This is a genomic window from Achromobacter sp. ACM03, from assembly GCF_014851665.1.
Taxonomy (GTDB): Bacteria; Pseudomonadota; Gammaproteobacteria; order Burkholderiales; family Burkholderiaceae_B; genus Achromobacter; species Achromobacter aegrifaciens.
Map to the genome: position 1 here is coordinate 888,137 of NZ_JACVAD010000001.1, position 25,829 is coordinate 913,965.

Annotated in this window: 26 protein-coding genes; 11 read left to right on the top strand and 15 right to left on the bottom strand. The window is 66.1% G+C overall.

Translation table 11 applies throughout. The annotated features are described in order from the left end of the window. Positions 1-6: 6 nt before the first annotated feature. Complete coding sequence (locus tag IB257_RS31490; RefSeq protein WP_225588735.1) at positions 7-1,410, bottom strand: sensor domain-containing diguanylate cyclase; 1,404 nt, start codon at positions 1,408-1,410, stop codon at positions 7-9. Between the two features lie 148 nt (positions 1,411-1,558). After that, positions 1,559-2,380 (bottom strand): MetQ/NlpA family ABC transporter substrate-binding protein, encoded by an 822-nt coding sequence (locus IB257_RS03985; protein WP_119451563.1) that lies wholly within the window; start codon positions 2,378-2,380, stop codon positions 1,559-1,561. 159 nt (positions 2,381-2,539) lie between these two features. Between IB257_RS03985 and rocD the strand changes: the two genes are divergently transcribed. Then, positions 2,540-3,775, top strand: coding sequence for an ornithine--oxo-acid transaminase (rocD, locus tag IB257_RS03990; protein ID WP_175213438.1), 1,236 nt, complete (start codon positions 2,540-2,542; stop codon positions 3,773-3,775). Continuing rightward, positions 3,775-4,737 carry an arginase gene (rocF, locus tag IB257_RS03995; RefSeq protein ID WP_054454192.1) on the top strand — a complete coding sequence of 321 codons (963 nt, stop codon included), beginning with the start codon at positions 3,775-3,777 and terminating at the stop codon, positions 4,735-4,737. Before rocD ends, rocF begins: the two co-directional genes overlap by 1 nt. Before the next feature lie 16 nt (positions 4,738-4,753). On the opposite strand, the gene IB257_RS04000 is transcribed toward rocF, so the two are convergent. After that, positions 4,754-5,494 (bottom strand): IclR family transcriptional regulator, encoded by a 741-nt coding sequence (locus tag IB257_RS04000; protein ID WP_054454190.1) that lies wholly within the window; start codon positions 5,492-5,494, stop codon positions 4,754-4,756. A 231-nt stretch (positions 5,495-5,725) separates the two neighbouring features. Between IB257_RS04000 and IB257_RS04005 the strand changes: the two genes are divergently transcribed. After that, complete coding sequence (locus IB257_RS04005; protein WP_175160468.1) at positions 5,726-6,934, top strand: ABC transporter substrate-binding protein; 1,209 nt, start codon at positions 5,726-5,728, stop codon at positions 6,932-6,934. Positions 6,935-6,995: 61 nt separating this feature from the next. Beyond that, on the top strand, positions 6,996-8,054 hold the full coding sequence (locus IB257_RS04010; RefSeq protein ID WP_054454185.1) for an alcohol dehydrogenase: 1,059 nt from the start codon (positions 6,996-6,998) through the stop codon (positions 8,052-8,054). A 1-nt stretch (position 8,055) separates the two neighbouring features. On the opposite strand, the gene IB257_RS04015 is transcribed toward IB257_RS04010, so the two are convergent. After that, a complete protein-coding gene (locus IB257_RS04015; RefSeq protein WP_054454184.1) occupies positions 8,056-8,571 on the bottom strand; it encodes an RES family NAD+ phosphorylase in 516 nt (171 codons plus the stop codon). Next, a complete protein-coding gene (locus tag IB257_RS04020) occupies positions 8,568-9,035 on the bottom strand; it encodes an antitoxin Xre/MbcA/ParS toxin-binding domain-containing protein (protein WP_192491903.1) in 468 nt (155 codons plus the stop codon). The genes IB257_RS04015 and IB257_RS04020 overlap by 4 nt, the downstream gene beginning before the upstream one ends. A 194-nt stretch (positions 9,036-9,229) precedes the next feature. Between IB257_RS04020 and IB257_RS04025 the strand changes: the two genes are divergently transcribed. Both IB257_RS04025 and IB257_RS04030 read left to right on the top strand, forming a co-directional pair. Next, positions 9,230-9,607, top strand: coding sequence for a DUF423 domain-containing protein (locus IB257_RS04025; protein WP_054454180.1), 378 nt, complete (start codon positions 9,230-9,232; stop codon positions 9,605-9,607). Positions 9,608-9,665: 58 nt separating this feature from the next. Beyond that, positions 9,666-10,580 (top strand): DMT family transporter, encoded by a 915-nt coding sequence (locus IB257_RS04030; protein WP_192491904.1) that lies wholly within the window; start codon positions 9,666-9,668, stop codon positions 10,578-10,580. Between the two features lie 7 nt (positions 10,581-10,587). Here the strand turns inward: IB257_RS04030 and IB257_RS04035 are convergent, their stop codons facing one another. Continuing rightward, complete coding sequence (locus IB257_RS04035) at positions 10,588-11,226, bottom strand: glutathione S-transferase family protein (RefSeq protein ID WP_054454840.1); 639 nt, start codon at positions 11,224-11,226, stop codon at positions 10,588-10,590. A gap of 5 nt (positions 11,227-11,231) precedes the next feature. Next, positions 11,232-12,386: a PQQ-dependent sugar dehydrogenase gene (locus IB257_RS04040; protein ID WP_054454176.1), complete on the bottom strand. Its 1,155-nt coding sequence runs from the start codon at positions 12,384-12,386 to the stop codon at positions 11,232-11,234. Between the two features lie 80 nt (positions 12,387-12,466). Between IB257_RS04040 and IB257_RS04045 the strand changes: the two genes are divergently transcribed. Next, on the top strand, positions 12,467-13,078 hold the full coding sequence (locus IB257_RS04045; RefSeq protein ID WP_054454174.1) for a glutathione S-transferase family protein: 612 nt from the start codon (positions 12,467-12,469) through the stop codon (positions 13,076-13,078). Positions 13,079-13,112: 34 nt separating this feature from the next. On the opposite strand, the gene IB257_RS04050 is transcribed toward IB257_RS04045, so the two are convergent. Next, the gene (locus IB257_RS04050; RefSeq protein ID WP_192491905.1) at positions 13,113-14,078 is read right to left on the bottom strand and encodes a LysR family transcriptional regulator; all 966 of its coding nucleotides are present in this window, start codon (positions 14,076-14,078) and stop codon (positions 13,113-13,115) included. 133 nt (positions 14,079-14,211) lie between these two features. Here IB257_RS04050 and IB257_RS04055 point away from each other — a divergent pair, with 133 nt between their 5' ends. From IB257_RS04055 to IB257_RS04065, 3 genes are read left to right on the top strand one after another with little or no spacing between them, the layout of a single operon-like run. Beyond that, positions 14,212-15,189: a tripartite tricarboxylate transporter substrate binding protein gene (locus tag IB257_RS04055; RefSeq protein ID WP_192491906.1), complete on the top strand. Its 978-nt coding sequence runs from the start codon at positions 14,212-14,214 to the stop codon at positions 15,187-15,189. Continuing rightward, the gene (locus tag IB257_RS04060) at positions 15,189-16,655 is read left to right on the top strand and encodes an amidohydrolase family protein (RefSeq protein WP_175213440.1); all 1,467 of its coding nucleotides are present in this window, start codon (positions 15,189-15,191) and stop codon (positions 16,653-16,655) included. The genes IB257_RS04055 and IB257_RS04060 overlap by 1 nt, the downstream gene beginning before the upstream one ends. 1 nt (position 16,656) lies before the next feature. Continuing rightward, positions 16,657-17,391, top strand: coding sequence for an aspartate/glutamate racemase family protein (locus IB257_RS04065; RefSeq protein WP_119451571.1), 735 nt, complete (start codon positions 16,657-16,659; stop codon positions 17,389-17,391). A gap of 87 nt (positions 17,392-17,478) precedes the next feature. Here the strand turns inward: IB257_RS04065 and IB257_RS04070 are convergent, their stop codons facing one another. The 7 genes from IB257_RS04070 to proC form a co-directional block, all read right to left on the bottom strand. Beyond that, positions 17,479-18,180 carry an ABC transporter ATP-binding protein gene (locus IB257_RS04070; protein ID WP_054454165.1) on the bottom strand — a complete coding sequence of 234 codons (702 nt, stop codon included), beginning with the start codon at positions 18,178-18,180 and terminating at the stop codon, positions 17,479-17,481. Then, complete coding sequence (gene livG / locus IB257_RS04075; RefSeq protein WP_013393946.1) at positions 18,180-18,947, bottom strand: high-affinity branched-chain amino acid ABC transporter ATP-binding protein LivG; 768 nt, start codon at positions 18,945-18,947, stop codon at positions 18,180-18,182. Before livG ends, IB257_RS04070 begins: the two co-directional genes overlap by 1 nt. Next, complete coding sequence (locus IB257_RS04080) at positions 18,944-20,179, bottom strand: high-affinity branched-chain amino acid ABC transporter permease LivM (RefSeq protein ID WP_054454162.1); 1,236 nt, start codon at positions 20,177-20,179, stop codon at positions 18,944-18,946. Before IB257_RS04080 ends, livG begins: the two co-directional genes overlap by 4 nt. Beyond that, the gene (gene livH, locus IB257_RS04085; protein WP_054454161.1) at positions 20,179-21,105 is read right to left on the bottom strand and encodes a high-affinity branched-chain amino acid ABC transporter permease LivH; all 927 of its coding nucleotides are present in this window, start codon (positions 21,103-21,105) and stop codon (positions 20,179-20,181) included. The genes IB257_RS04080 and livH overlap by 1 nt, the downstream gene beginning before the upstream one ends. 189 nt (positions 21,106-21,294) lie before the next feature. Beyond that, on the bottom strand, positions 21,295-22,410 hold the full coding sequence (locus IB257_RS04090) for a high-affinity branched-chain amino acid ABC transporter substrate-binding protein (protein WP_054454159.1): 1,116 nt from the start codon (positions 22,408-22,410) through the stop codon (positions 21,295-21,297). 431 nt (positions 22,411-22,841) lie between these two features. After that, entirely contained in the window at positions 22,842-23,411 is a 570-nt protein-coding gene (locus tag IB257_RS04095; RefSeq protein WP_054454157.1) for a queuosine precursor transporter, read from the bottom strand. Continuing rightward, entirely contained in the window at positions 23,408-24,241 is an 834-nt protein-coding gene (proC, locus tag IB257_RS04100; protein WP_054454155.1) for a pyrroline-5-carboxylate reductase, read from the bottom strand. The genes IB257_RS04095 and proC overlap by 4 nt, the downstream gene beginning before the upstream one ends. 193 nt (positions 24,242-24,434) lie before the next feature. Between proC and ugpB the strand changes: the two genes are divergently transcribed. After that, the gene (ugpB, locus tag IB257_RS04105) at positions 24,435-25,748 is read left to right on the top strand and encodes a sn-glycerol-3-phosphate ABC transporter substrate-binding protein UgpB (protein ID WP_054454152.1); all 1,314 of its coding nucleotides are present in this window, start codon (positions 24,435-24,437) and stop codon (positions 25,746-25,748) included. Positions 25,749-25,829: the final 81 nt, after the last annotated feature.

Consider the following 25,829-nt stretch of genomic DNA (forward strand, 5'->3'; position numbering starts at 1 on the left):
CATCGATCAGTTGCGATACTCCACCGCGCAATCCCTGCCCGACCGCTTGGCTTGATAAAGCGCGAAATCCGCACGGCGCAGCACGTCCGAGGCGGTGGCATCGCCGGGCAGAAAGCCCGCAATGCCGCCGCTGACCGACAGCGTCACCACCGCCCCGTCGATATCCGCCGGATGCTGCCGCAGGCTGGTGCGCAGGCGCTCGCAGATCGCGCGCGCCACCGCCGCATCGGCGTCCGCCAGCAGCACCAGGAACTCCTCGCCGCCCAGCCGACCCACGGAATCGCCCTCGCGCAGACAGGCGCGCAGTTGATCGCAGAAATGCCGCAAAGCGATGTCGCCCCCCAGATGTCCATAGCGGTCGTTGACCTGCTTGAAGTAGTCCAGGTCCAGCATCAGCGCGGTGGTCGGACCGCCCGCGCCACGGCGGACGTCGGCCAGGCGCTCTTCCATCCGCTTGAGGATTTCGGCGCGATTCCAGCAGTCGGTCAGGCTATCCACCCGGGCCATGCGCTCCAGGGCGGCTTCCGCACGCCGGCTTTCGGTGACGTCCATGCCCAGGTTCACAACCTTGCCGTCGGGCAGTTTGACGTTGGACCAGAGCACCGACAATTGCTCGCCGTCGCGCGTGCGCGGCTGCCATTCGCGGAACGAGCGGTCGGGCCGCGCGACGACGCTATCCATCGCACGATCCCGTACGGCCGGATCGGGGTAGAACAGCGCAAAAGGGTTCAGGCTCAGCTTGATCTCGGCTTCGGACCAGCCGAAGCGCCGCACACAGGCGTCGTTCCACAAGGTGCAGCGGCCGTCCTGGTCGAAGGCGTTGATCAGCACCGGCGCCGACCGGAACAGCGCCCCAAACTGCGCGATGACTTCGTTGAGCCGCGCCAGCTCGCGCTCGCGGGCGGCGGCGTCCAGCACAGCGTGCTGCGCGAAACTGGCGAGTATGGCTTGCGCGCTGACGTAGGCTGACGCATCGGCCAGTTCGCGCCTGAAGAGGAAAGCGATGTGACCGCAGGCGACCCCGTTCGCGTCGAAAAGCGTACGCGCCACCCAGGCCCGCACGCGGGCTTCGGCCAGCCAGGGATTGTCTTGCGGCGTGTGATGCAGGCAGACATGCGAGGTCTGATCCGCCAGCCGTGCGTGCAAGGCGTCACCCGCGCCCGCGGGACCAGCCGCCAGGCCAGCGCCGCAACTGGCGCTGGCGATCAGTTCCGTCCCGCCGCTGGCGTCCTGCAGCCGCACCCAGGCGTAGTCCACGCCCATGTCCGCGGCCGCGCGGCTGACCAGCGTTTCGAAAAAGCCGGCCTGCGGCCCCGCCGCCAGAATCGCGCTGGCCGCGGCCAGGATGCGGCCGTCATCGACGGGCAGGACCTGGGCATGGACGGCATCGTCGGACGATGGAATACGCATGGCGTGGGGCTCGAGAGTAGAGGGCGCGCCCTGCGGCGCAGCCAAGACGGCGCCTCATCTCCGGGCGGGAGGAAAATTGGGGCCAGTATACGAGCTATCCCTGAGCCGAACTGCCAAGAATCGTCAATGCCCACGCCCCCGCGCCCCGCTACCAGGGAAAGTCGATCAGATCGCCATAAAGGCTGCGCAGCTTGGCCTTCACTTCGGCCGAGTTCTGGTAGATCGAGATGAACTTCAACAGGCGCGGGTCCTGCGCGCCGGCCGGCGTGGCCACCCAGCGGATGGCATAGCGCCGCACATTGGCCGGATCGGTGTTGTCAAAGGCCAGGCCGTCCTTCTCGTTCAAGCCGGCCTGCTTGGCGAAGGTGGTGTACGTGACGGACGCGGTCACGTCGTCGAACGTGCGCGCCGACTGCGAGCCTTCGATCTGCACGAACTTCAGTTTCCTGGGATTGGACACCACGTCTTCCAGCGCGGCCTGGTGCGCCACGCCGGGCTTGAGTTTGATCAGGCCGATGGATTCCAGCAGCAACAGCGCCCGGCCCGTGTTGACCGGGTCGTTCGGCACCGCGATGGTCGCGCCGTCAGGCACGGCGTCGCCCTTCTTCAGCTTTTTGGAAAACAGGCCGATGGTGGTGGAATAGCCGTAGGCAATGGGCTTCAAGTCCGCGCCGCGGCGCTGGTTGAAGAGTTCCAGGAAGGGTTCATGCTGGAAGAAGTTCGCGTCCACCGAGCCATCGGCGACCGCGATGTTGGGCAGCACCCAATCGTTGAACTCCACCAGCTTGACCTCCAGGCCCTCTTTCCTGGCCTGGGCGATGGCGATCTCGGTGGCGGCATTGGCCACGCTGGGGATCACGCCGATGCGCAGCGGCTTGTCCTGCGCCATGGCGGCGGAGGCGCAGGCCAGCGCCAACCCGGCCGCGGCCGCGCAGCGGGTGAATTTCAGTAGCAGTTTGTGCAACAACATGAGAACCATCCAGGTAGGAAAACAGGGCATCGCCCCGCGCAGCCGCTATTGTGCAGCAGCCCGCGGCGTCGCCCGGCAATGGCCTTTGTCACGCAATGGCAATGCCGCGGACCGGATTGCGGCGCTAAGATGGCTGCAATACCTCCTCGGGAGACGCTCATGAGCGCGGTATTGAACAATCAGCCCGGCGCACCGTCCGCCGCCAGCCACCGCGACCGCGTCGAAGACCAGCTCGGCGCGCACAACTACCACCCCCTGGATGTGGTCATCGCGCGCGGCAGCGGCGTCTGGCTTTACGACGTGGACGGCCGCAAGTACCTGGATTGCCTGTCGGCCTATTCCGCCGTCAACCAGGGGCACTGCCATCCTGCCATCCTGGCCGCGATGGCAGAGCAGGCGCAGAAGCTCACGCTGACCTCGCGCGCCTTCCGCCACGACCAGATGGCGCCGTTCTATGAAGACCTGGCGCGCCTGACCGGAGCGCACAAGATCCTGCCCATGAACAGCGGCGCGGAAGCCGTGGAAACCGCCATCAAGGCCGTGCGCAAATGGGGCTACGAAGTGCGCGGCGTGCCGGAAAACCAGGCCGAGATCATCGTCTGCGCCAACAACTTCCATGGCCGCACGCTGGGCATCGTGGGCTTCTCTACCGATCCCGACGCCTACGGCCACTATGGGCCGTTCGCGCCGGGGTTCAAGATCGTTCCCTTCGGCGATTACGACGCCTTCGACGCCGCCATCACGCCCAACACCGTGGCATTCCTGGTGGAACCGATACAGGGCGAAGCCGGCGTGGTCCTGCCGCCTGCGGGCTATTTCGCTCGGGTCCGCCAGCGCTGCACCGAACGCGGCATCACGCTGATCCTGGACGAGATCCAGACCGGCCTGGGCCGCACCGGCAAGCTGCTGGCCGAAGAGCACGAAGGCATCGAAGCCGACGTCACCCTGATCGGCAAGGCGCTGTCGGGCGGCTTCTACCCCGTGTCGGCGGTGCTGTCCAACGCCGACGTGCTGGGCGTGTTCCAGCCCGGCCAGCACGGCAGCACCTTCGGCGGCAACCCGTTGGCCTGCGCCATCGCGCGCGCCGCGCTGCGCGTGCTGACCGAGGAAGGCATGATCGAAAACGCGGCCGCCATGGGCGCCTACTTCCTGGACCGCCTGCGCACCCTGCCCGGCCCCGTGCGCGAAGTGCGCGGTCGCGGCCTGATGCTGGCCGTGGAGCTGGAGGCCGATGCCGGCGGCGCGCGCCTGTGGTGCGAACGCCTGCAGGCACGCGGGATGCTGGTCAAGGACACGCACGGCCACACGCTGCGCCTGTCGCCGCCCCTGATCGTGACGCGCGAGCAGATCGACTGGGCCTGCGATCAATTGAGCGCGGTACTATCCGCCACTTGATGCACCCTACCGGAGTCCGTGACTTGCAGAACACCGCCAACCTGCCCCACCACATCACCCTGATCGGCGCGCCCACCGACATCGGCGCCGGCGCGCGCGGCGCGTCCATGGGGCCAGAAGCCCTGCGCGTGGCGGACCTGGGCCCGGTCATCGAGGCCCAGGGCTTCCAGGTGACCGACCGCGGCAACCTCTACGGCCCCGCCAATCCCTGGCTGCCGCCTACGGACGGCTACCGCCACCTGGACGAAGTCGCGGCATGGAACCGTGCGGTGCACGATGCCGTCTACGAGGAATTGAGCCAGGGCCGCTTGCCCATCCTGCTGGGCGGCGACCACTGCCTGGGCATAGGCTCGATCAGCGCGGTCGCGCGCCACTGCCGCGCAGCGGGCAAGAAGCTGCGCGTGCTGTGGCTGGACGCCCATGCCGACTTCAATACCAACGCGCTCACCCCCACGGGCAACATCCACGGCATGCCGGTGGCCTGCCTGTGCGGTTACGGCCCGGCGCAGATCACGGGCCTGTCCGGCCAGACTCCCGACATCGAGCCGGGCTGGGTGCGGCAGATCGGCATCCGTAGCGTGGACCAGGGCGAAAAACGCCTGGTGCATGAGGCCGGCCTGGAAGTCTTCGACATGCGCTACCTCGACGAAATGGGCATGCGCGCCACCATGGAGGCGGCCTTGGCCGGGCTGGACGCCGACACGCACCTGCACGTGAGCTTCGACGTGGACTTCCTGGACCCGGAGATCGCGCCCGGCGTGGGCACCACCGTCCCCGGCGGCCCCACCTACCGCGAGGCCCAGCTATGCATGGAAATGATCGCCGATACCGGCCTCATGCGCTCGCTGGACGTGGTGGAACTGAACCCGGCCTTCGATGTGCGCAACAAGACCGCGGAACTGGCGGTGGACCTCATTGAAAGCCTGTTCGGCAAGTCGACCCTGATGCGCCGCGGTTCCTGAGCCGCTTGCGCGGCCCCTAAGCTTCCCGGCCGAGACGGATCGCTTCCGCCGTCTCGCTCAACAAGCGCAGGTTCTCTGCGCGCCTCTCGGCAACGCGCGACGTGGGTCCCGCCATGCACAGCGCGTACCATTCGCCGCCCAGATCCAGCGCCACCGCCAGCCCGGTCAGGTCCGCCACGCTTTCGCCGGCGTTCTCGGCCCAGCCCCTGGCCGCCGTCCGCTCGATTTCATCCAGCAGCGCCTGGCGTGTGAGCAGCGTGCGATCCGTATAGCGTTCGTACCCGACATCCTCCAGGATGCTCTCGCGCTCGGCCGACCCCAGCCGCGCAAGAATCGCCTTGGCCACGGCGCTGGTATGCAAAGGCCGCCGCACCCCGGGTCGGGTCGCGTAGTGCACCGGGTGCGTGGATTCCGCCATGTCCAGAAATAGCACCGCGCCGTCCTGGATCTTGCCCAGCATCACCGTTTCATTGGCCGCATCGCGCAGCGCGGCAAGCTGCGGACGCACCCGTTCCATCCAGGGGTCGCCCGATTGGATCAGCCCGCACAAGGCGTGCAGCTTGGGCGTGGGGTAGTAACCGGCGCGCCGCCGGACCTCGTACAGATAGCCCCGCGCCACCAGCGTACGCACCAGCGCCAGGCAGCTGGACATGGGCGCGCCCAGGCCTTGCGCCAGTTCGGTCAGCGGCATCGGCCGCCGCTCCTGGGCGAACAGTTCGATCAGTTCCAGCGTTCTTGCGACGAGCTTCACTTCCATGCGTCTACCCCTCGCGCGGCATTCCTCCAGCCGGCGCAAGCGCGCTTCGACTTGGGAAATCCACCATGTTGACTTTTGATATGTGCGAACCTAAATTCTTGCACAAGAATTTTCTTTCACCAATGTGAAATAATTTTCGGCCAGATGGAGAACTGGCGCCCCGCAAGCAGATACACAGCATCCCAACGAGACACCAATAATTCGGCCCTCATCGGGCCGGGAGGCAAGCAGATGCGTATCAAACCCCTGTTGGCGGCGCTGGCCGCCTCGCTGGCCGCCTGCGCGGCCCAAGCCCAAACCGACGTGGTTCGCCTGGGCGTATCCAACGACCGCTCCGGCATCTATTCCGACCTGGGCGGGCTGGGCTCCGAGATGGCCGTGCGCATGGCGGTCGAGGACTTCGGCGGCAAGGTCGCCGGCAAGACCGTCGAAGTCATAGGCGCGGACAACCAGAACAAGGCGGACGTGGCCTCGGCCCTGGTCCGCCGCTGGTTCGACACGCAAGGCCTGGTGGCCGTGGTGGACGGCGGCGCCAGCTCCGCGGGCCTGGCCGCCCAGGGCGTGGCGCGCGAAAAAGGCGGAACCGCCCTCATCAGCGGCGGCTTCGCCGGCGACTTCAGCGGCAAGCAGTGCAGCAATCTCAGCACGCAATGGGCGCCCGACACCTATGCCCTGGCCAATGCCGTGGTCAAGAGCGTGGTCGAAAGCGGCGGCAAGTCCTGGTACTTCATCACCACCGATTATGTCTTCGGCAAATCGCTGGAAGCCAACGCCTCGCGCTTCGTGGACAAGGCCGGCGGCAAGGTGCTGGGTAGCACGCGCCATCCCCTGGGCGCGCTGGATTTCGCTTCGTTCCTGGTGCAGGCGCAATCGTCCAAGGCCGACGTGGTGGGCCTGGCCAGCGCCGGCGGCGACCTGGTCAACCTGATCAAGCAGGCCCAGGAGTTCGGGCTGACCGGGGGCAAGCAGCGCATGCTGACCTTCCTGACCTTCATCAACGACGTGCAGGCGATGGGCCTGCCCGTGGCCCAAGGGCTGACCTTCCCCACCGGTTTTTATTGGGACGCGGACGAAGACACCCGGGCCTGGACCCAGCGCTGGCAGAAAAAGATGGGCGTGACGCGCGCGCCTTCCATCGTGCAGGCCCTGAGCTACGTCGCCACCACCCATTACCTGCAAGCCGCCCAGGCCGCCGGCACCTTCGACGGCGCGACAGTCAACCAGAAGATGCGCGAGTTGCCCATCACCACCAAACTGATCAAGAATGCCCGGGTGCGCCCCGAAGACGGCCGCGTCATCATGGATCTGTATCTGGTCGAAGTGAAGAAGCCCGCCGAATCCAAGTACCCCGGCGACTTCTACCGCATCCTGTCCACGGTGCCGGGCGAAAAGGTCTTCGTGTCCCTGGCGGACAGTGAATGCCCGACCGTGAAGAAATAGCCTTGCCACGCCGCGCCCGCCTCGCGGGCCGGCCGTAAAACCACCCAGGAGGAGACATCCCATGAAGTGCTATTGCGTCGTGAACTTCCGCGAGCCCTTGCAGGAAATGAACCAGCCCACGCCCACGCCGCAAGGGTCGCAGGTGCTGCTGAAGGTGCGCGCGGCTGGCGTTTGCCACAGCGATATCCACTTGTGGGAAGGCGGCTACGACCTGGGCCAGGGCCGCACGCTGTCGTTGAAGGACCGCGGCGTCTCGCTACCGCTCACCATGGGCCATGAAACCGTGGGCGCCGTCGTCTCCGCCGGTCCCGATGCCCAGGGACTGTCGGCCGACCGCAACTACCTGGTGTACCCCTGGATCGGCTGCGGCAACTGCCCGCCTTGCCTGGCCGGCATGGAAAACCACTGCTCCGCGCCCGCCTGCCTGGGCGTGCACCGCGCCGGCGGTTACGCCGACCACATCCTGGTGCCGCACCCGCGCTACCTGATCGACATCGGCGACCTCGATCCCGCGCAGATCGCGCCCTATGCCTGCTCGGGGCTCACCACCTACTCCGCGCTGAAGAAAATTGGCCCGGACATCTACCGTTCGCACCCCGTTGTCATCTTCGGCGCGGGCGGCCTGGGCCTCATGAGCCTGACGCTGATCAAGGCCCTGGGCGGCGCCGGCGCCATCGTCGTCGACATCGACCCCGCCAAGCGCCAGGCCGCGCTGGAAGCCGGCGCGCTCGCCGCCATCGACGGCGCCGCGCCGGACGCCGCGCAGCAGATCATCAAGGCGGCCGGCGGCAAACCCGCGCAGGCCGCCATCGACCTGGTCGGCGCGCCCGCGACTACCTCGCTCGCCTTTGACTTCCTGACCAAGGGCGGCAAGCTGATCATCGTGGGCCTGTTCGGCGGCGCATCGTCGTGGCCCATCGCGCTGATTCCCATGAAAGCCCTGTCCATCATCGGCAGCTACGTCGGCAACCTGACCGAACTGCAGGAACTGATGGAGCTGGTGCGGGCCGGCAAGGTGCCGCCCATGCCCGTGCACCGCCATGCGTTGGCCGAGGCCGACAGCGTTCTGGCATCGCTGCGGGCCGGCAAGGTCGTGGGCCGCGCGGTACTGACGGACTGAACTAGACGGGGCGCAGGCGCGGATCGTAGATGAAGCGTTCGCGCCGCACCACTACGATGTGCTCGGCGTCGGGGTGCGCCGGATTGATCAGGAAATTGCAGTCCGGCACGCCCCGGTAAGGCACGATGGCGCTGGGCAGTTCAAGCAGCGCCGACACGCCGGACTGCACCCAGTTGTCGCCCACCGCCTGCGACGCTTCCGCGAAGGGCACGGCATCCCAGAACGGGTAGTCCTCGTGCAACTGCGTCAGGCTCAGCGCCTGGCGGGCTTCGTGTACGGCGCGCGGCACCGCCAGTTCGATCAGATAGCGGTTGGCCTGCTCGGACGCGCGGGCGGCAAAATGCACCACCGTTTCCAGCGCCGCCAGCGCCACGCTGGCCGAGGCATAGACCACCGCCGTGCCCGGGCTGTTGTAGCGCCCGCCCACGGCCGCGGCGCCCGCCCCGCTCAGGTCGTCGGCGCGGTATTTGCCTGCGGTAGTCCCGATGCGCCAGATCGAAACGCTGTCGTCCGTCATGCGTAGACGCCCGCCGCGGCGCGCGCCAGCGTGTCCTCGACAATGCGGCTGCTGGCGTCGGAGGTCAGCAGCGACAGCGGCTTGACGTTGCCCAGGGCGGGCACTGGCGTGTTCAGCCAGGCGACGGCTTCTTCGTCGCTGCCCAGAACCTGGCGCGCCACCCGCGCCACCCGCGCGACGCGGGCCAGGCGGTCGGATTCGCCCAGCGGCAGCATCAGGCCTTCGCGGCTCCAGCGCGACAGCGAGGCCGCCTTGACCTCGGTGATGGCCATGATTTCCGACTTAGGCACTTGCAGGTAATCGGCCGCGTCGTCGACCATCTGCGCAGGCAGGCCGCGGCGCACGTCGCGCGCCATGTCGACCAGGGGGCTGTCGACCAGGCTGCGGAACAACTGCTTGGCGTGCGCCGCCGCATGGCGGGACGGACGCTTGGCGGGACTTTTTTCGAGGGCGGCTACGCTCATGGCCTGACTCCTGCAAGTCTGGGCGCCACGACTGCGTACGCACCAGAAATTCCAAATTGAATTCATGATATCCCATTTGGAAGGGCCATCACAAGATCCGTCCCCAACAATGCCATGCCTCCGGATAGGCGCGGGATTTGGGCATATCATAGGCGGCTGTAACACAATTGATCAGACACTTATAAGGACTGGCGATGACGGACCGGCAGCTGACGATACTTGCGGCGTTGAATCTCATGGTGGCGGTGGGCGCGGGGGCCTTTGGCGCGCACGGCCTCAAGCGCATGCTGACGCCGGAACTGCTGTCCGTCTGGCAGACCGGCGTGCTGTACCACCTGATCCATGCGCTGGGCCTGTTCGTCGTCGCGCTGCTGGGCGCCCGCTACGGTTCGTCCCTGCTTTCCGCGGCCGGCGTGGTGATGTTCGTCGGCATCGTGCTGTTCAGCGGCAGCTTGTATGTGCTGTCGCTGACAGGCACGCATTGGCTGGGCGCCGTTACCCCCTTCGGCGGCGTCGCCTTCCTGGCGTCTTGGGGCATGGTCGCCCTGGCGGCCTATCGCGCCCAAGGCTGAATCCTCCCCCTTTCCTTTCCATTCGGGCGGCCCGAACCGCCGCCCTCCCAGGCTGTAGATGTCCACCTCTTCCGTACTTCCCGCCGCCCAGGCCCAATCCGCCGCAGCAGGCATCGCCTGCGTGGTGGGCGGCATTTTCTTCCTGACCTTGAGCGACGCCAACGCCAAATGGCTCGGCGCCAACTACAACCCGCTGCAGATCCTGTTCCTGCGGGCGCTCATCGCCCTGCCTTTCGTCGCCACGCTGGCGCTGTGGCTGGGCGGACGGCGAGTATTGCGCACCGCGCACCCTGGCCTGCACCTGACGCGCGGCGCCATCAACGTCGTGTCGGCCTATTGCTTTTATCTGGGCCTGCGCACGCTGCCGCTGGCCGAAGCCACCGCCATCGCCTTCGCCGCGCCGCTGTTCGTGACGGCGCTATCGGTGCTGGTCCTGAAAGAACGCGTGGACGGCAAGCGCTGGCTAGCCGTGCTGGCCGGGTTCGCCGGCGTGCTGATCGTGGTGCGGCCCGGGGCCGCAACGTTCCAGGCGGCCACCCTGCTTCCGCTGATCACCGCCTTGCTGTATGGGGTGATGATGATCACGGCGCGCGGCATCAACCGCAACGAAGGCATGCTGACGACCACGCTCTACATCGTGCTGGGCCAGCTGGTCTGTAGCGCGGTCGCCCTGCCTTTGGTCTGGGAGCAGCCCGCGATGGAGGATCTGCCGTACTTCGGCGCCGTCGCCCTGTTCAGCACCCTGGGCCTGGCGTTGATCACCCAGGGATTCCGCATCGGTCCCGCCTCGGTGGTTGCGCCCTTCGACTATACCGGGCTGATCTGGGCCACCATCCTGGGCTGGGTCTTCTGGCATGAGACCCCGGACGCCTATGCCTATCTGGGCGCGCTCTTCATCGCCGGCAGCGGCGTCTACATCGCCCTGCGTGAAGCACGGGCCAAGTCCAGGACCCGCAAACCAACCAAGGCCTGACGCCCGGCTACTCCGTAGGCGGCGGAAAATGCCGTTGCAGCACGCGCGCCACATTGGGCTCCTGCGCCGCCTCGCGCGCCACAGCGGTCAGCGCCGGGCACTCGGACGCGAACCACGCCGGCCCGGGACGCCAATGCGTCATCACCGTGACGTACAGATCCAGCGCAGAAAAGCGCCGGCCCAGCATGTGCGGGGCGCCAGCCTGGCGTTCCAGCTCCTGCCAGATATCCGTCCGTCGCGTATGCACGCGCTGCCTCAGCAGCTCGGCCGCGGGGCCTGCGGTGGTCCATTGCGGCGGGTCGTCGCCATAGGTGAACGTGGGATAGATAGCCGCCACCAGCCGGATCAGCAGATTCAGAAACCGGGCCCGCTCAGGCTTGTCGGGCGCGGGCGCCAGGCCGGCCTGGGGCGCCACATCGTTCAGATGCAGGATCATGGCCGCGCTCTCGGTCATGATCTCGCCGTCCGGCAGGACCAGGGTAGGCACCTGCCCCAACGGATTCAGTTGCAGCAGCCTGTCGCGCTCGGCGCCGGGCTTGAGGTACGGCAGGTCCGTCAAGGTGTGCGGCACGTTGGCCAGTACCAGCGCCATCTCGACGATGGCGGACCCGCAGCCGGCGGACCCGATCAGCTCATACGGTTTCATAGCATTCACTCTCCCTGTTCGGCCGGCGCCAGGCGCAGCAACTCGCCTGGCGAGGCGTCCGTCAACACGTACACATAACCGTCCGGCCCTTGCCGCACGTCGCGTATCCGCTGCTTGCGGTCCGTCAGCAGCCACTCCTGGGCCACCACGCGGTCGCCGTCCAAGGTCAGGCGGATGAGATTCTGGTTGGCCAGTGCGCCGATGAACACGGAATTGCGCCAGGCGGGGAACCGGTCCGCGTTGTAGAAAGCCATGCCGCTGATGGCCGGCGACTTCGGCCACCAGTAGAGCGGCGGCTCCATGCCGGGCAGCTCCGCTGCCTTGGCTTCGGGGATGGGCTGGCCCGAGTAGTTGATGCCGTGGGTGGCCAGCGGCCAGCCGTAGTTCTTGCCGCGCTGGACCAGGTTGATTTCGTCGCCGCCGCGCGGTCCGTGCTCGTTTTCCCAGAGCTGGCCGCTCCAGGGGTTGAGCGCCATGCCCTGGGGATTGCGATGCCCGTAGGACCAGATCTCGGGCCGCGCGCCGGCCTGGCCCACGAAGGGATTGTCGGTCGGCACCGACCCGTCGGCCTTCAGCCGCACCACCTTGCCCTGCAGCTTGTCCAGATCCTGCGCGGTGGGCCGCTGGTTGTTCTCGCCCAGCGAGATGTACAGATAGCCCTTGCCGTCGAACACCAGGCGCGATCCGTAGTGCAGGCCCGACGACAGCTTCGGTTGCTGCCGGAACAGCACGCGGAAATCCTCCAGCGCCGAACCATCGGCGGACAGCTTGCCGCGGCCCACGGCGGTGCCGCTCTTCGAACCATCGGCCTCGGCATAGGACAGATAGACATACCGGTCCTGCGCGAAGTCGGGCGACAGCGCAACGTCCAGCAGGCCGCCCTGGCCCTGCGCCGCGACCTTGGGCACGCCGGCCAACGGCTTGGACAAGCCGCCCGGGATGCGCAGCAGCCTGAGGTTGCCGGGACGCTCGGTAATGAGCACGCCGCCCTCGGGCAGAAAGGCCATTGCCCAGGGATGATTGAGTCCGCCCACCACGGCCGTGACGCGGGCCGGGACCGATGCGGGTTCGGGCCCCGGCTGCGCGGACGCGGGCAGCGCCAGGCACAAAGAGAACGACAGGAACAGCGCGCGCGTGATCGCGGCGGGACGTGACGGCATGGGCATCTCCGGCAACGGGTGGCGTACCATATCGGCCAGGAACGGAGATCCCCGTCCTTGCTCTCAGGAGACCCCATCTGATGAAACTGTACTACATGCCCGGCGCGTGCTCGCTCGCTTCCCATATCGTTCTGGAATGGATCGGCAAACCCTACGAAACGCACAAGCTGAGCCGCGACGAACTCAAGGGCCCGGAGTTCCTGAAGGTCAACCCGCTGGGCGCCGTGCCCGCCCTGGCGCACGACGGCTGGACCGTCACGCAGAACGCGGCGATCCTCGAGTACCTGGCTGAACACGCGCCTGAACTGCAGTTGCTGGGCGACGGTTCGCCGCGCTCGCGCGCCGAAGTGCGCCGCTGGCTCGGCTTCATCAACTCGGACATCCACAAGACTTTCTCGATGATCTTCGGTGCGTCGCGTTTCGTCGGCGACGAAGGCGCACAGAAGGAGCTGGCCGGCTCGGCTTCCGCGCTGCTGACCAAGCTCTTCGCGCAGCTGAACGCACAGCTCGCCGGCAAGTCCTACCTGACGGGCGACAAGCCCTCCATCGCCGACGCCTACCTGTACGTGGTGCTGCGCTGGGCGCACGCCAAGGAAGTGAACCTGTCGGGCCTGGACAATCTGGCCGCATTCTTCAAGCGCATGGAAGCCGACAAGGGCGTGCAGGCCGCGCTCAAGGCCGAAGGCCTGTAAGGTCCGGCCGGGCTTGCCCCTCCGGCGCAAGCCCTCAGCTGGAAGCGCAGGGCGCCAGTTCGCGCGGCTCCCCCTCTTCCAGCGTTTTCTTCACCGCCGCCAGAAAGCGCCGCGCCAGCAAGGGCGGCGCGCTCAGATTCGAATGCGTGGCCCAGATATCCACGCTGGCCGGCGGCGATATCGGGCGCAAGACCATGTGCGCGGCCTGGTCCGGCGTCACGCACCAGGCATCGACCAGCGCCGGCCCCAATCCCTGCTGCACGAAAGAACAGGCGGTTACGGGCGAATGCACCTCCACCGCCGCCGCGCAAGCGGGCCCTTCGCCGAAGAAGGGCTTGAGCGCGCGCGCCAGCGGCGTATCGCGCGGATAGCCGATCCAGGCCGCGGTGGAGAAATCCTCCGGCCGCACCACCTCGCGCGCCGCCAGCGGATGCCCGGCAGGCAGCGCGCAGACGATGGGCACCCGCGCCAGGCGCACGGACCGCAGATTGGGATGATCGGGCGGCTGCATGGAGACGCCTATGTCCGCCTGGCCCGATAGAAAATACGCAGCCAGCTCATCGAAGGTCACGCTGCGGTAATCGACGCGCGCGTCCGCATTGCGGCCGCGGAAGCGATCCAGCGCCATCGGAATGAGGCGCTGCCCGAAACTGGCGCTGGCGACGATCTTCAGCATGCCCGCGCCCGACTGGCCCAGGCTGGCAGCCAGGTCGTTCACGCGCTGGATGCCGCCATAGACCTGCTCCACTTCCGCGTACAGCCGCCGCGCCTCGGCCGTCGGCGAGAGCCGGCTCTTCACGCGCTCGAACAGCTTGTAGCCCAACCGGCTCTCGGTCAGCGCCAGCACGCGGCTGACCGCGGGTTGCGATACGTGCAGCATGCGGCCCGCGCCGCTGATCGATCCGGCCATCATGATGGCGCGGAACACCTCGATCTGGCGCAGGTTCAAAGGCCGTCCGGCAGTGGGTCCGACCTCGTCCGCATAGGCATGCTCATCCATTTTTTCCCCTGGCAAATCAGCGCCAAACCGATAACGCCCGATTATAGGTTTTCGACATTTTTCGATGAGGGCGCGCAGAGACGCGGGGTGTAACCTGCCCGCCTCAACACCACAAAACCAAGGGGAATCCACCATGCGTAGCAAACTCTTCCGCGGCCTTTCCGCGTTGGCGCTCGGCGCCGCCATGTCGGCCGCCGCCACCGCCGGCGCGTATCCCGACAAGCCCATCACCTTCGTGGTGCCGTCGGCCGCCGGCGGTTCGCCCGACGTGCTGTCGCGCCTGATCACGACCCAGCTGGCGCGCGACACCCGCGCCACGGTGGTGGTCGAGAACCGCCCCGGCGCCGCCGGCAACATCGGCATCGCCCTGGTCAAGCGCGCCGCGCCCGACGGCTACACGGTCGGCTACGGCAACATCAACACGCTGGCCGTGAACCGTTCGCTGTTCAAGCACCTGCCCTACGACGTGGACGCGGACCTGACGCCCGTAGCCCATCTGTTCGACCTGTACAACGCGCTTATCGTGCCGGCCGACTCCCCCGTCAAGAGCGTGCAGGACCTGATCGACCGCGCCCGCAAGGAACCCGGCCGCCTGTCCTATGGCGCCTCGGGCGTGGGCACGACCGGCCACATGGGCGGCGAACTCTTCAAGAGCATGGCCAAGATCAACGTCATGTTCATTCCCTACAACGGCGGTCCCGCCGCCATCCAGGACCTGCTGGGCGGCCGCCTGGACTACCTGTTCGTCAACACCTCGGAAGCGACCCCGCTGGTCAAGAGCGGCAAGGTCCGCGCCATCGGCGTAAGCAGCCTGAAACGCCTGGCGCTGATGCCCGACGTGCCCACGCTGGACGAAGCCGGCCTGAAGGGCTACGAAACCGTGGCCTGGGGCGGCGTGGTCGCGCCCAAGGGCACTCCGCCGGAAGTGGTCGCCACGCTGAACGCCGCCATCCAGAAGGCGCTGCAGGCGCCTGAAGTCCGCACCGGCCTGGCCACGCTGGGCGCCGAACCGGCCAGCGGCTCGCCCGCCGACTTCAAGCAGCTGATCGACCGCGAAACCGCCAAATGGCAACAGATCATCGACGGCGCCGGCATCGAGAAACTCGACTGATGAGCGCGCGCATGCTGCAAGCAGACTTCATCGTGGCGGGCGCCACGCTCGTCGACGGCACCGGCGGCCCTGCCCGCCAGGGCGACCTGGCCGTGCATGACGGCCGCATCGCCGCGGTGGGCGAATTCGCCCGCCCGGCCGGCGTGCCCGTCATCGACGCCAGCGGCCTGACACTGGCGCCCGGCTTCATCGACTCCCATACCCACGACGACGGCTACCTGCTGGCGCACCCGGACATGCTGCCCAAGGTCTCGCAGGGCATCACCACCGTGGTCACCGGCAATTGCGGCATCAGCCTGGCCCCGTTGGATGGCACTGCCATCCCGCAGCCGCTGGACCTGCTGGGTCCGGCCGAACTGTTCCGTTTCAGCACCTTCCGCGCCTGGATGGACGCACTGCGCGCCACGCCCGCCGCCGTCAACGTGGCGCCGCTGGTCGGCCACACCACGCTGCGCGTGGCGGTCATGGACGACACCTCGCGCGCCGCCGACGCGGACGAACGCGCCGCCATGTGCGCGCTGCTGCAAGAGGCACTGGACGCGGGAGCCTTCGGCGTTTCCACCGGCACCTTCTATCCGCCGGCCAGCGCGGCGCCCACCGACGAGATCATCGAGGTCTGCGCGCCGTTGCGCGGCCGTCCCGGCGTCTACGCCACGCATCTGCGCGACGAGGCCGACCACATCGTTGCGGCCATGGAAGAAGCGCTGCTGATCGGCCGCGAACTCGACTGCCGCGTGGTGTTCTCGCACCACAAGCTGGCCGGCGAGCGCAACCACGGCCGCAGCCGCGAAACCCTGGACCTGATCAACCGCGCCGCCGCCACCCAGGCGGTGTGCCTGGATTGCCATCCCTACCCCGCCACCTCCACCATGTTGCGGCTGGACCGCGCGCGCCTGGCCAGCCGCACCATGATCACCTGGTCCAAGGGCTACCCCGAAGCCACCGGCCGAGACTTCAGCGAAGTCATGGCCGAACTGGGCCTGGACGACGAAGCCGCCATCGCACGGCTCGCGCCCGCCGGCGCCATCTATTTCCTGATGGATCCGGCCGATGTCGGCCGCATCTTCTCGCATCCACTGACCATGGTGGGCTCGGACGGCCTGCCCTTCGATCCGCATCCGCACCCCCGCCAATGGGGCACCTTCACCAACGTGCTGCGCGCCATGGTGCGTGAACAGCGCCTGCTGACGCTGGAAACCGCCATCCACAAAATGACCGGCCTCGCCGCGGACCAATACGGCATCGCCGAGCGCGGCCTGTTGCGGGAGGGGTATCATGCTGATCTGGTGCTGTTCGATCCCGCCACCGTGACAGATGTGGCCACTTTTTCAGCTCCCATTCAGGCAAGCCAGGGCATCCAAGCGGTTTGGGTCAACGGCAGGCAGGTCTGGGACGGGGAACGGACCAGCGCCGAACGCCCGGGCCAGGTCTTGACGCCCGGGACGGCATTAGCTCGGAGTAAATAACGTGAACAGCTATTCCCAGGGTTGTTACCTGGGTGTATTGGGCGGCATGGGCCCCATGGCGGGCGCCGCCTTTGCCCTGCGCCTGGCGGCATTGACGCCCGCCGCGATCGACCAGCAGCACATCCCTACGCTGCTGCGCAACGACCCCCGCATTCCCGACCGGTCCAGCGCCTACATGGCGGGCGGCGAAAATCCTCTGCCCTACATGCAGGAAGGCGTGCGCTTTCTGCAGAACGCCGGCGCGCAGCTCATCGCCATCCCGTGCAACACGGCCCACCTCTGGTACGACCAGATCGCTGCGTCCACCGACCTGCCCGTGCTGCACATCATCCAGGCCGTCATCGACGACCTGCGGCGTCTGGGCTTGCCCACCGGCCGCATCGGCCTGATGGGCACCGCCGCCACGCTGAAGCTGGGCCTCTATCAGCAGCATCTGGAAGCGCAAGGCTACGAGTGCATCGTGCCCGACGACGACGAAGTCGAACGCTATTGCATGGGCTCGATCCGCGCGGTCAAGGCCAATCGCCTGGAAGACGCCTACGCGCCAGCCGCCGAATGCATCGCCCGCCTCAAGGCGCGCGGCGCGGACGCCGTGGTGCTGGGCTGCACCGAACTGCCCCTCGCAGTGCCGCACGCGCTGCGCCCCAGCCTGGGCGTGACGCTGACCGACTCCATCGACGCGCTGGCGCGAGCCGCAATCGCGCATTACCAGGCCGAACAGCTGCTGGCGGCCTGAGCCCGCGGCCCCTTCCCCGCGCCAAACAGGCGAAAAAAAAGGCGCATTTTCCAATGCGCCCCAATTTCCCTTCGCGGGGAACAGCAATCAACCTCCCAGATACGCCTTGCGCACCTGGTCGTTGACCAGCAGGTTGGCGCCAGTGTCCTGCAACACCACGCGTCCGTTTTCCAGCACATAGCCGCGGTCGGCCACGCCCAGCGCCTTGTTGGCGTTCTGTTCGACCAGGAACACCGTCACGCCCTGTTCGCGGATCTCGCGGATGATGTCGAAAATCTGGGCGATCACCAGCGGGGCCAGGCCCAGCGTCGGTTCGTCCAGCAGCAACAGGCGCGGACGCGTCATCAGCGCGCGGCCGATGGCCAGCATCTGCTGCTCGCCGCCCGACATCAGGCCCGCGCGTTGGCTGGCGCGTTCTTTCAAGCGCGGAAACAGCCCGTACACGTGGTCGATGCCCGCCTGGATCTCATCGCGCTTGGCGAAGAAGCCGCCCATCATCAGGTTCTCGGCAACGGTCAGGTCCTTGAAGACCCGCCGCCCTTCCGGCGAAATGGCGATGCCATTGCGCATGATGTGGTGCGTGTCCTTGTGGGTGATGTCCTCGCCCTCGAACGTGATCGTGCCTTCGCGTGCCCGCGGGTTGCCGCAGACGGTCATCAGCAGCGTCGTCTTGCCCGCGCCGTTGGCGCCGATCAGCGTGACGATCTCGCCCTTGTTGACCTCCACCGACACCCCGTTCAACGCCTGGATGGCGCCGTAGTAGGTATGAATGTTATCCAGCTTAAGCATTACTCTTCCCCCAGGTACGCCTTGATGACGCGCTCGTCGTTGCGCACCTGCTCGGGGGTGCCGGTAGTGATGGGCTTGCCGTGCTCCATGACCAGGATGCGGTCGGAAATGCCCATGATCAGGCTCATGTCGTGCTCGATCAGCAGCACCGCGACGCCGAATTCGCGCCGCAACTGGTCGATCAGCGACTGCAGATCGCGCTTTTCCTGAGGGTTCAGGCCCGCAGCCGGTTCGTCCAGCATCAGCAGACGCGGCTTGGTGATCATGCAGCGCGCGATCTCCAGGCGGCGCTGGTGGCCGTAGGCCAGGTTGCCCGCCTCGCGGTTGGCGAACTCGCGCAAGCCCATGAAATCCAGCCATTGCGCGGCGCGCGCCAGCGCGTCGGTCTCGGACTGGCGATAGGACTTGAGCTTGAGCAGGCCCGGCAAAAGCCGCGACTCCACCTGGGTGTGCTGCGCCACCAGCAGGTTCTCCAGCACGGTCAGCTGCTTGAACAGGCGCACGTTCTGGAACGTGCGCACCAGCCCATGGCGCGCCACCTTGTGGCTGGGCAGACCGGTGATGGCCTTGCCGTCCATGGTGATGTCGCCCGCCGTCGGCGCATAGAAGCCGCCCACGCAGTTGAACACCGTGGTCTTGCCTGCCCCGTTGGGGCCGATGATGGCGAACACCTCGTCGGATTTGACTTCGAACGCCACGCTGTCCACGGCCAACAGGCCGCCGAACCGCATGGTGAGCCCGGATACTTTCAGCAATGCCTCGCTCATTTAGCCAACTCCACATGGGGACGCTTCATGGGCAACAACCCCTGCGGACGCCACATCATCATCAATACCATCACCAGGCCGAACATCAGCATCCGGTATTCGGCGAATTCGCGCGCCACTTCCGGCAGCACCGTCAGCAGCACGGCCGCCAGGATCACGCCCACCTGCGAGCCCATGCCGCCCAGCACCACGATGGCCAGGATCAGCGCCGATTCGATGAAGGTGAAGGACTCCGGATTCACCATGCCCTGGCGCGCCGCGAAGAACGCGCCGCCAAAACCGGCGAACATGGCGCCCAGCGTGAACGCCGACAGCTTGATCCGCGTGGGATTCAGCCCCAGCGAACGGCAGGCGATCTCGTCCTCGCGCAGCGCTTCCCATGCGCGTCCAACCGGCATGCGGATCAGCCGGGTGGAGACGAACAGCGTCACCAGCGCCAGCAGCAGCGCCATGAGGTACAGGTACACCACCATGTCCTGGTTCTGGAAATTCCAGCCCATGAATTCATGGAAAGTGGTGCCGCCTTCGGTGCTGGCGCGACGCGTCATTTCCAGGCCGAACACCGTCGGCTTGGGAATGCCCGAGATGCCGTCCGGACCGCCGGTCAGCGTGTTCAGGTTGATCAGCAAGAGGCGGATCATTTCACCAAAGCCCAGCGTCACGATGGCGAGGTAGTCGCCGCGCAACCGCAATACCGGAAAGCCCAGGATGAAACCGAACAGCGCGGCCATGGCGCCCGAGAACGGCAGCGCTTCCCAGAAGCTCCAGCCGCCCCAGTGGTACAGCAAGGCGTAGGTATAGGCGCCGACGGCGTAAAAGCCCACAAAGCCCAGGTCCAGCAGGCCGGCAAAACCCACCACGATGTTCAGGCCCAGGCCCAGCATCACGTAGATCAGCACCAGCGTGGCGATGTCCACCGAGCTGCGCCCGGCGAAGAACGGCCAGATGACCGCGATGGCCAACAGCAGAATGGCGAGCGGCTTGTGGCTCTTGGCCGGCGCGGCCGGCAAGGTCGGCAGGCCCGTCTTCAGCTTCTGGAACGGCTTGGCGATCCAGGGGCGCAGCAACTGGAACACGAACACGATGGCGGCGGCAATCGCCACCAGCGACCAGTTCGATTCCATCGTGGTGCGGGCGCCCTGCCGGATCAGCTGCAGGCCGAAGACGGGGGTGACGATGACAGCCGTCAGCACGGCCGCCATCGTGGCGTTTTTCAGATTGTTGTTCGACATCAGACTTTTTCCACCTCAGGTTTGCCCAACAGCCCGGTGGGACGGAACAGCAGGATCAGGATCAGCAGCGAGAACGCCACGATGTCCTTGTACTGTGAGGAGATGTAGGCAGCCGCGAAGGTCTCGGCCAGCCCGAGCAGCACGCCGCCCAGCATGGCGCCGGGGATGCTGCCGATGCCGCCCAGCACCGCCGCGGTAAAGGCCTTGATGCCGGCAAGAAAGCCGATGAAGGGGTTGAGCTTGCCGATGGTGATGGCGATCAGCACGCCGCCCACCGCTGCCAGGATCGCGCCCATCACGAAGGTGAACGAGATCACGCGGTTGGTGTCGATGCCCAGCAGGTTCGCCATGTGCATGTCCTGCGAGCAGGCGCGCGAGGCGCGGCCCATGCGGGAATACTTGATGAACAGCGTCAGCCCGATCATCAGCACCACAGTGACCACGATGATCATGATGCGCGAATACGGCACGGTGACGTCGAAGTCGGAGCCCATGTGGAACTGCACGGCGCCGGACACCAGCGATGGCACGGCCATGTCGCGCGCGCCCTGGCCCAGGGCCACCCAGTTCTGCAGGAAGATCGACATGCCGATGGCCGAGATCAGAGCCACCAGACGGGGGCTGCCGCGCACGGGCCGGTAGGCGACGCGCTCGACGCTGAAACCGTAGATGCCCGTGACCACGATGGCCACGACCAGCATGGCCGCGATGATGAACGGTATCGGCAAGCCGCTATTGGTGCCGATGGCCGTCAGGGTGACCAGGCCGACATAGGCGCCGATCATGTAGATTTCGCCGTGAGCGAAGTTGATCATACCGATGATGCCGTAGACCATTGTGTAGCCGATGGCAATCAACGCATAGATCGCGCCCAGAGACAATCCGTTGAAGAATTGCTGGGTAAGTTGGGGTATGAGGTCAGACATTATTTCTCTTGCTCCAAATGGTTCCGGCCCCGGTGGAGAGACCCGGAGCCGGAAACCTGGGCGTATTTTATAAGGGCCTGGCATCTGCGCCCGCCGGCCGCACAGCGCTTTTGGCGCTTCGCTACGCGGATTACGGCAGAACGAGGACGACAGGCCCTACACGCCGGCGACGCCGGCGGGATCGCGAGTTTACAGCTGGGTCTTCTTGCCGTCCTTATCCCATTTGTAGACGGCGAACTCGAAGTTCTTCAGGTCGCCCTTGGCGTCGTACTCGACCGGGCCGATGCCGGTGGAGAACTTGGTCTTGTGCATGTAGTCAGCCACCTTGGCGGGGTCTTCGCCCACCGCGTTGATGCTGTCGGCCAGGATCTGCACGGCGGCGTACGCCGGCATCTGGAAGGCGCCGTCCGGATCGCGCTTGGCGTCCTTGAAGGCCTTCACGATGCTCTCGTTGCCGGGCAGCTTGGTGAAGTCGGCCGGCAGCGTGACCAGCAGGCCGTCGATGGCCGGGCCGGCGATCGCCACCAGATCCTGGTTGGCGGTGCCTTCCGGACCCATGAACTGGACCTTCAGGCCCTGTTCACGCGACTGGCGCAGCAACAGACCCAGTTCGGGGTGGTAGCCGCCGAAATAGACCAGATCCACGCCAGCCGACTTGAGCTTGGTGATGATGGCCGAGTAGTCGCTGTCGCCAACGTTGATGCCTTCGAACATGGCGACGTTCACGCCTTCCTTGCCCAGCGAATCGCGGACCTGGGTGGCCACGCCCGAACCGTAGGTCTGCTTGTCATGCAGCACGGCGACCTTCTTGGGCTTCAGGGTCTTGGCGATGTAGTTGGCGGCGTACGGGCCTTGCTGGTCGTCGCGGCCGATGGTGCGGAAGAAGAAATGCGGCTTGATCGTGTCGGTGACCAGCGGCGAGGTCGCGCCCGGGGTGATGCCGACGATGCCCTCTTCCTCGTAGACCTTCACGGCGGCCACGGTCACGCCCGAGCACGCATGGGCCACGGCGAACTTGGCGCCGGAATTGACCACGCGGTTGGCGGCCGGCACGGCCTGCTTGGGTTCGCAGCCGTCGTCGATGAGGATGGGTTCGAGCTTCTTGCCCTTGACGCCGCCCTTGGCGTTGATGGTCTCGATCGCGGTCAATGCGCCGGCCTGGATCTGGTCGCCGTATTGCGTATTGGGGCCGGTCATGGGCTGGGGAATGCCGATCTTGATCGTGTCGGCGGCGTGCGCGGCGCCAGCCAAGGCAAGTGCCCCAAGCGCCATGGCTACCGGGGTAAGGCGATTCAGAAACTTCATGCGGAGTTCTCCAGCGAGGTTTTGAGCGGCTCTGTCCGACGCGGTTTATCGGTTGGGTAATCCGTTAATCCTCGTCGCCCGTCGCCGGCTTCTTGGGCAAAAACACGGTGTGGCCGGTATTCTGAAAGCAAGCCGTCATACTGTCACTGCGTGTAATCCCCAATATTTAGGCGCGCGCCTTTAATCGTGACGGATAGCCGGGGCAAACCTCTGAAATCGTTGGAGAATCCGCAAGAAAATCGTATTTATCATCTGGCGCGCCACGCGAAATTGTGCATCGAGATATATATCGCGGGCGATTAATACGCCGTTTAAAGACGCATTTAAATACAGTGCTTACGCAGGACTTACGAATAATAATTAACGTGCGCAGTTATTCATTGAATTCAAGCGCGGGGCGGCCCGAAAACCGCAGGCGCCCCGCCGCCTGGTCAGGCACTGGCCGGCTTGGCCAGATTCCACATCAGCGCGCGGAACGGCGCCAGCATGCTGATATTGACCGCGAGCTTGATCGCCAGGTCGCCCATCATCCATGTCATCCAGGGCGCGCCGGTGGCCGCGAATGCAACGCTGAAGAACACGGCCGTATCCAGGATGGCGCCGAGCACGCCCGACACCAGGGGCGCGCGCCACCAGCGCTGGTCGCGCAATCGGTCGAACACCTGAATGTCCACCAGTTGCGCGCAGATATAGGCCAGACCCGAAGCCAGCGCGATGCGCGGCGAGGCCACCCATACCGACACCACCAGGGCGGCGGCAAAGCCGAACCAGACCACCCTGCGCGCGGCCGCCGGGCCGAACCGGCGGTTCAGCACGTCCGTGACCAGGAAGGCGACCGGATAGGACAACCCGCCCCAGGTCAACCAATCGTTCAGCGGCACCTGCACCAGGATGTTCGAGCCGACCACCACCACCAGCATGCACAGCACGGCAATGGCGAACTGCGGCCGGCTCATGAGCGCAAAGCGCCGGGAGCCTGTGCCCCCGTCCGTGGCTGTCATTTGCCGAACTCCTCCGCCAGCTCGCGCGAGCGTCGGGCGGCGGCCGCCATGGCGTCTTCGACGATGGCGGCAAACCCGGCCGCGCCGAACGCATTGAGCGCCGCCGCCGTGGTGCCGCCCTTGGAGGTGACACGTTCACGCAGGGTGGCCAGCGGTTCAGAGGACTCGGCGGCAAGGCGCGTCGCCCCGGCCAGCGTGCCCAATGCCAGTTGCTTGGCCTGTTCTGCCGTCAGGCCGACCTTCTGGCCGCCCGCCACCAGCGCTTCCAGGAACAGGAATACATAAGCCGGGCCGCTGCCCGACAAGGCCGTCACGCCATCAAGCGCGGCGTCATCGGCGACCCACACCACTTCACCCACGCTGGACAGCAATCGCGCCGCCAGGTCGCGGTCGGCAGCGTCCACCCCGTCCAGCGCCGCCAGGCCGGTAATGCCGGCGCCCACCAGGGCCGGCGTGTTCGGCATGCAGCGCACCAGGCGCTTGAACGGCGCCTCGGGCGTACCGAGCCAGGCCGCCAGCGTATCGGCGCGGATACCGGCCGCCACGCTTACCACCAAAGTGTCTTCGCGCAACCATTGACGCGTGGAAGCCACAACGTCCTTCATGTTCTGTGGCTTGACAGCGAACACCCAGACGCGGCACCGCGCCAGGGCCTCGCCCGGAGCCGTCGCGGTGGTCATGCCGCGGGCCTGCCAGGCGGCATGCGAATCCTGGTTTATGTCAATGACATGTATGTTGCCGGCGGCGCATACTTTGCCGGCCAGGCCCGAGGCCAGGGCAGCGGCCATATTGCCGCCGCCGATGAACGCAATCGAAAGTTCGTTTTTCATAGGAGCCGATTGTAAACGGGAGTTCTCGTTGGGAAAAAAAAGAAAAATGTTCGTTCGCGCCTAAAACGCGCAATTTGACAGGCGTTTGGAGTGATGTGAAAGTCACGGTTTTGTCACAAACAATTCATAAGGTGTCGTGTTTTCTGCGCCCGGACAACCCGGTCGCGTCACGCCCAACTGGAGGAACCTCTCTATGCGATCCCACCGTATTGCCTTAACCTTTGCCGCCATCATGACGGCTTTTGCAGGCGCCTCCGCGCATGCCGCCACCGAGATCCAATTCTGGCACTCGATGGAAGGCGCGCTGGGCGATCGCGTGAACGGCCTGGTCGACGAATTCAACAAAAAGAACCCCGACTACCAAGTCAAGGCAGTCTACAAGGGCAACTACGGTGAATCCATGAACGCCGGCATCGCCGCGTTCCGCGCCGGCAACGCCCCGGACATCCTCCAGGTGTTCGAAGTCGGCACCGCCACCATGATGTACGCCAAGGGCGCCATCAAGCCGGTGCAGCAGATGTCGGAAGAAGTCGGCAACCCGATCGATCCGAAGGAATTCATCGGCGCCGTGGCCGGCTATTACTCGTCGGCCGACGGCAAGCTGGTGTCGATGCCCTTCAACAGCTCGACCGTGGTGTTCTACTACAACAAGGACGCCTTCAAGAAGGCCGGCCTGGACGCCGACAAGCCGCCCAAGACCTGGGAAGAGCTGGCCGCCGCCGGCCAGAAGCTGAAGGCCGCAGGTCAGGAATGCGGCTACACCACCTCCTGGCCGTCGTGGGTCCAGCTGGAAACGTTCTCGGCCTGGCATAACGTGCCGTACGCCACCAAGGACAACGGTTTCGGCGGCCTGGACGCCCGCATCGCCATCAACACCCCGCTGCACGTGCGCCACCTGGAAAACCTGGCCAAGCTGGGCAAGGAAGGCATCTTCATGTACGGCGGCCGCGGCGACGAGCCGAACTCGCTGTTCATCAGCGGCAAGTGCGCCATGATCACCGGTTCGTCCGGCCTGCGCGCCAACATCGCCAAGAACGCCAAGTTCGAATTCGGCACCTCGACCCTGCCCTACTACGCCGACGTGCAAGGCGCGCCGCAGAACACCATCATCGGCGGCGCTTCGCTGTGGGTCTTCGCCAACAAGAAGCCGGAAACCTACAAGGGCGTGACCGCGTTCTTCAAGTTCCTGGCCAGCCCGGAAATCGCCGCCCGCTGGCACCAGCAGACCGGCTACGTGCCCGTCACCAAGGCTGCCTACGAGCTGACCAAGAAGGACGGCTTCTACGACAAGAACCCGGGCACCGAAGTCGGCGTCAAGCAGCTGAACGTCGAAACCACCGCGCAATCGCGCGGCCTGCGCCTGGGCTTCCTGCCGCAGATCCGTGAAATCGAAGACGCCGAAATCGAACGCGTCGTTTCGGGCAAGGTCAGCGCCAAGGACGGCGCCGACAACATCGTCAAGCGCGGCAACGAGCTTCTGGAAAAGTTCGAGAAGAGTGTAAAGTAACGCCCTTCCGCGATACCGGCCCGGTCCTGTCAATCGGTATTTTCCATGCCGTGACAAGGACTTGGGCTGTTTTGCGCCAGG

Bases quoted from the DNA above. Each gene is read 5' to 3' on its own strand.
- IB257_RS31490 (WP_225588735.1), bottom strand. From the start codon at position 1,410: ATGCGTATTCCATCGTCCGACGATGCCGTCCATGCCCAGGTCCTGCCC.
- IB257_RS03985 (WP_119451563.1), bottom strand. From the start codon at position 2,380: ATGTTGTTGCACAAACTGCTACTGAAATTCACCCGCTGCGCGGCCGCG.
- rocD (WP_175213438.1), top strand. From the start codon at position 2,540: ATGAGCGCGGTATTGAACAATCAGCCCGGCGCACCGTCCGCCGCCAGC.
- rocF (WP_054454192.1), top strand. From the start codon at position 3,775: ATGCACCCTACCGGAGTCCGTGACTTGCAGAACACCGCCAACCTGCCC.
- IB257_RS04000 (WP_054454190.1), bottom strand. From the start codon at position 5,494: ATGGAAGTGAAGCTCGTCGCAAGAACGCTGGAACTGATCGAACTGTTC.
- IB257_RS04005 (WP_175160468.1), top strand. From the start codon at position 5,726: ATGCGTATCAAACCCCTGTTGGCGGCGCTGGCCGCCTCGCTGGCCGCC.
- IB257_RS04010 (WP_054454185.1), top strand. From the start codon at position 6,996: ATGAAGTGCTATTGCGTCGTGAACTTCCGCGAGCCCTTGCAGGAAATG.
- IB257_RS04015 (WP_054454184.1), bottom strand. From the start codon at position 8,571: ATGACGGACGACAGCGTTTCGATCTGGCGCATCGGGACTACCGCAGGC.
- IB257_RS04020 (WP_192491903.1), bottom strand. From the start codon at position 9,035: ATGAGCGTAGCCGCCCTCGAAAAAAGTCCCGCCAAGCGTCCGTCCCGC.
- IB257_RS04025 (WP_054454180.1), top strand. From the start codon at position 9,230: ATGACGGACCGGCAGCTGACGATACTTGCGGCGTTGAATCTCATGGTG.
- IB257_RS04030 (WP_192491904.1), top strand. From the start codon at position 9,666: ATGTCCACCTCTTCCGTACTTCCCGCCGCCCAGGCCCAATCCGCCGCA.
- IB257_RS04035 (WP_054454840.1), bottom strand. From the start codon at position 11,226: ATGAAACCGTATGAGCTGATCGGGTCCGCCGGCTGCGGGTCCGCCATC.
- IB257_RS04040 (WP_054454176.1), bottom strand. From the start codon at position 12,386: ATGCCGTCACGTCCCGCCGCGATCACGCGCGCGCTGTTCCTGTCGTTC.
- IB257_RS04045 (WP_054454174.1), top strand. From the start codon at position 12,467: ATGAAACTGTACTACATGCCCGGCGCGTGCTCGCTCGCTTCCCATATC.
- IB257_RS04050 (WP_192491905.1), bottom strand. From the start codon at position 14,078: ATGGATGAGCATGCCTATGCGGACGAGGTCGGACCCACTGCCGGACGG.
- IB257_RS04055 (WP_192491906.1), top strand. From the start codon at position 14,212: ATGCGTAGCAAACTCTTCCGCGGCCTTTCCGCGTTGGCGCTCGGCGCC.
- IB257_RS04060 (WP_175213440.1), top strand. From the start codon at position 15,189: ATGAGCGCGCGCATGCTGCAAGCAGACTTCATCGTGGCGGGCGCCACG.
- IB257_RS04070 (WP_054454165.1), bottom strand. From the start codon at position 18,180: ATGCTTAAGCTGGATAACATTCATACCTACTACGGCGCCATCCAGGCG.
- livG (WP_013393946.1), bottom strand. From the start codon at position 18,947: ATGAGCGAGGCATTGCTGAAAGTATCCGGGCTCACCATGCGGTTCGGC.
- IB257_RS04080 (WP_054454162.1), bottom strand. From the start codon at position 20,179: ATGTCGAACAACAATCTGAAAAACGCCACGATGGCGGCCGTGCTGACG.
- livH (WP_054454161.1), bottom strand. From the start codon at position 21,105: ATGTCTGACCTCATACCCCAACTTACCCAGCAATTCTTCAACGGATTG.
- IB257_RS04090 (WP_054454159.1), bottom strand. From the start codon at position 22,410: ATGAAGTTTCTGAATCGCCTTACCCCGGTAGCCATGGCGCTTGGGGCA.
- IB257_RS04095 (WP_054454157.1), bottom strand. From the start codon at position 23,411: ATGACAGCCACGGACGGGGGCACAGGCTCCCGGCGCTTTGCGCTCATG.
- proC (WP_054454155.1), bottom strand. From the start codon at position 24,241: ATGAAAAACGAACTTTCGATTGCGTTCATCGGCGGCGGCAATATGGCC.
- ugpB (WP_054454152.1), top strand. From the start codon at position 24,435: ATGCGATCCCACCGTATTGCCTTAACCTTTGCCGCCATCATGACGGCT.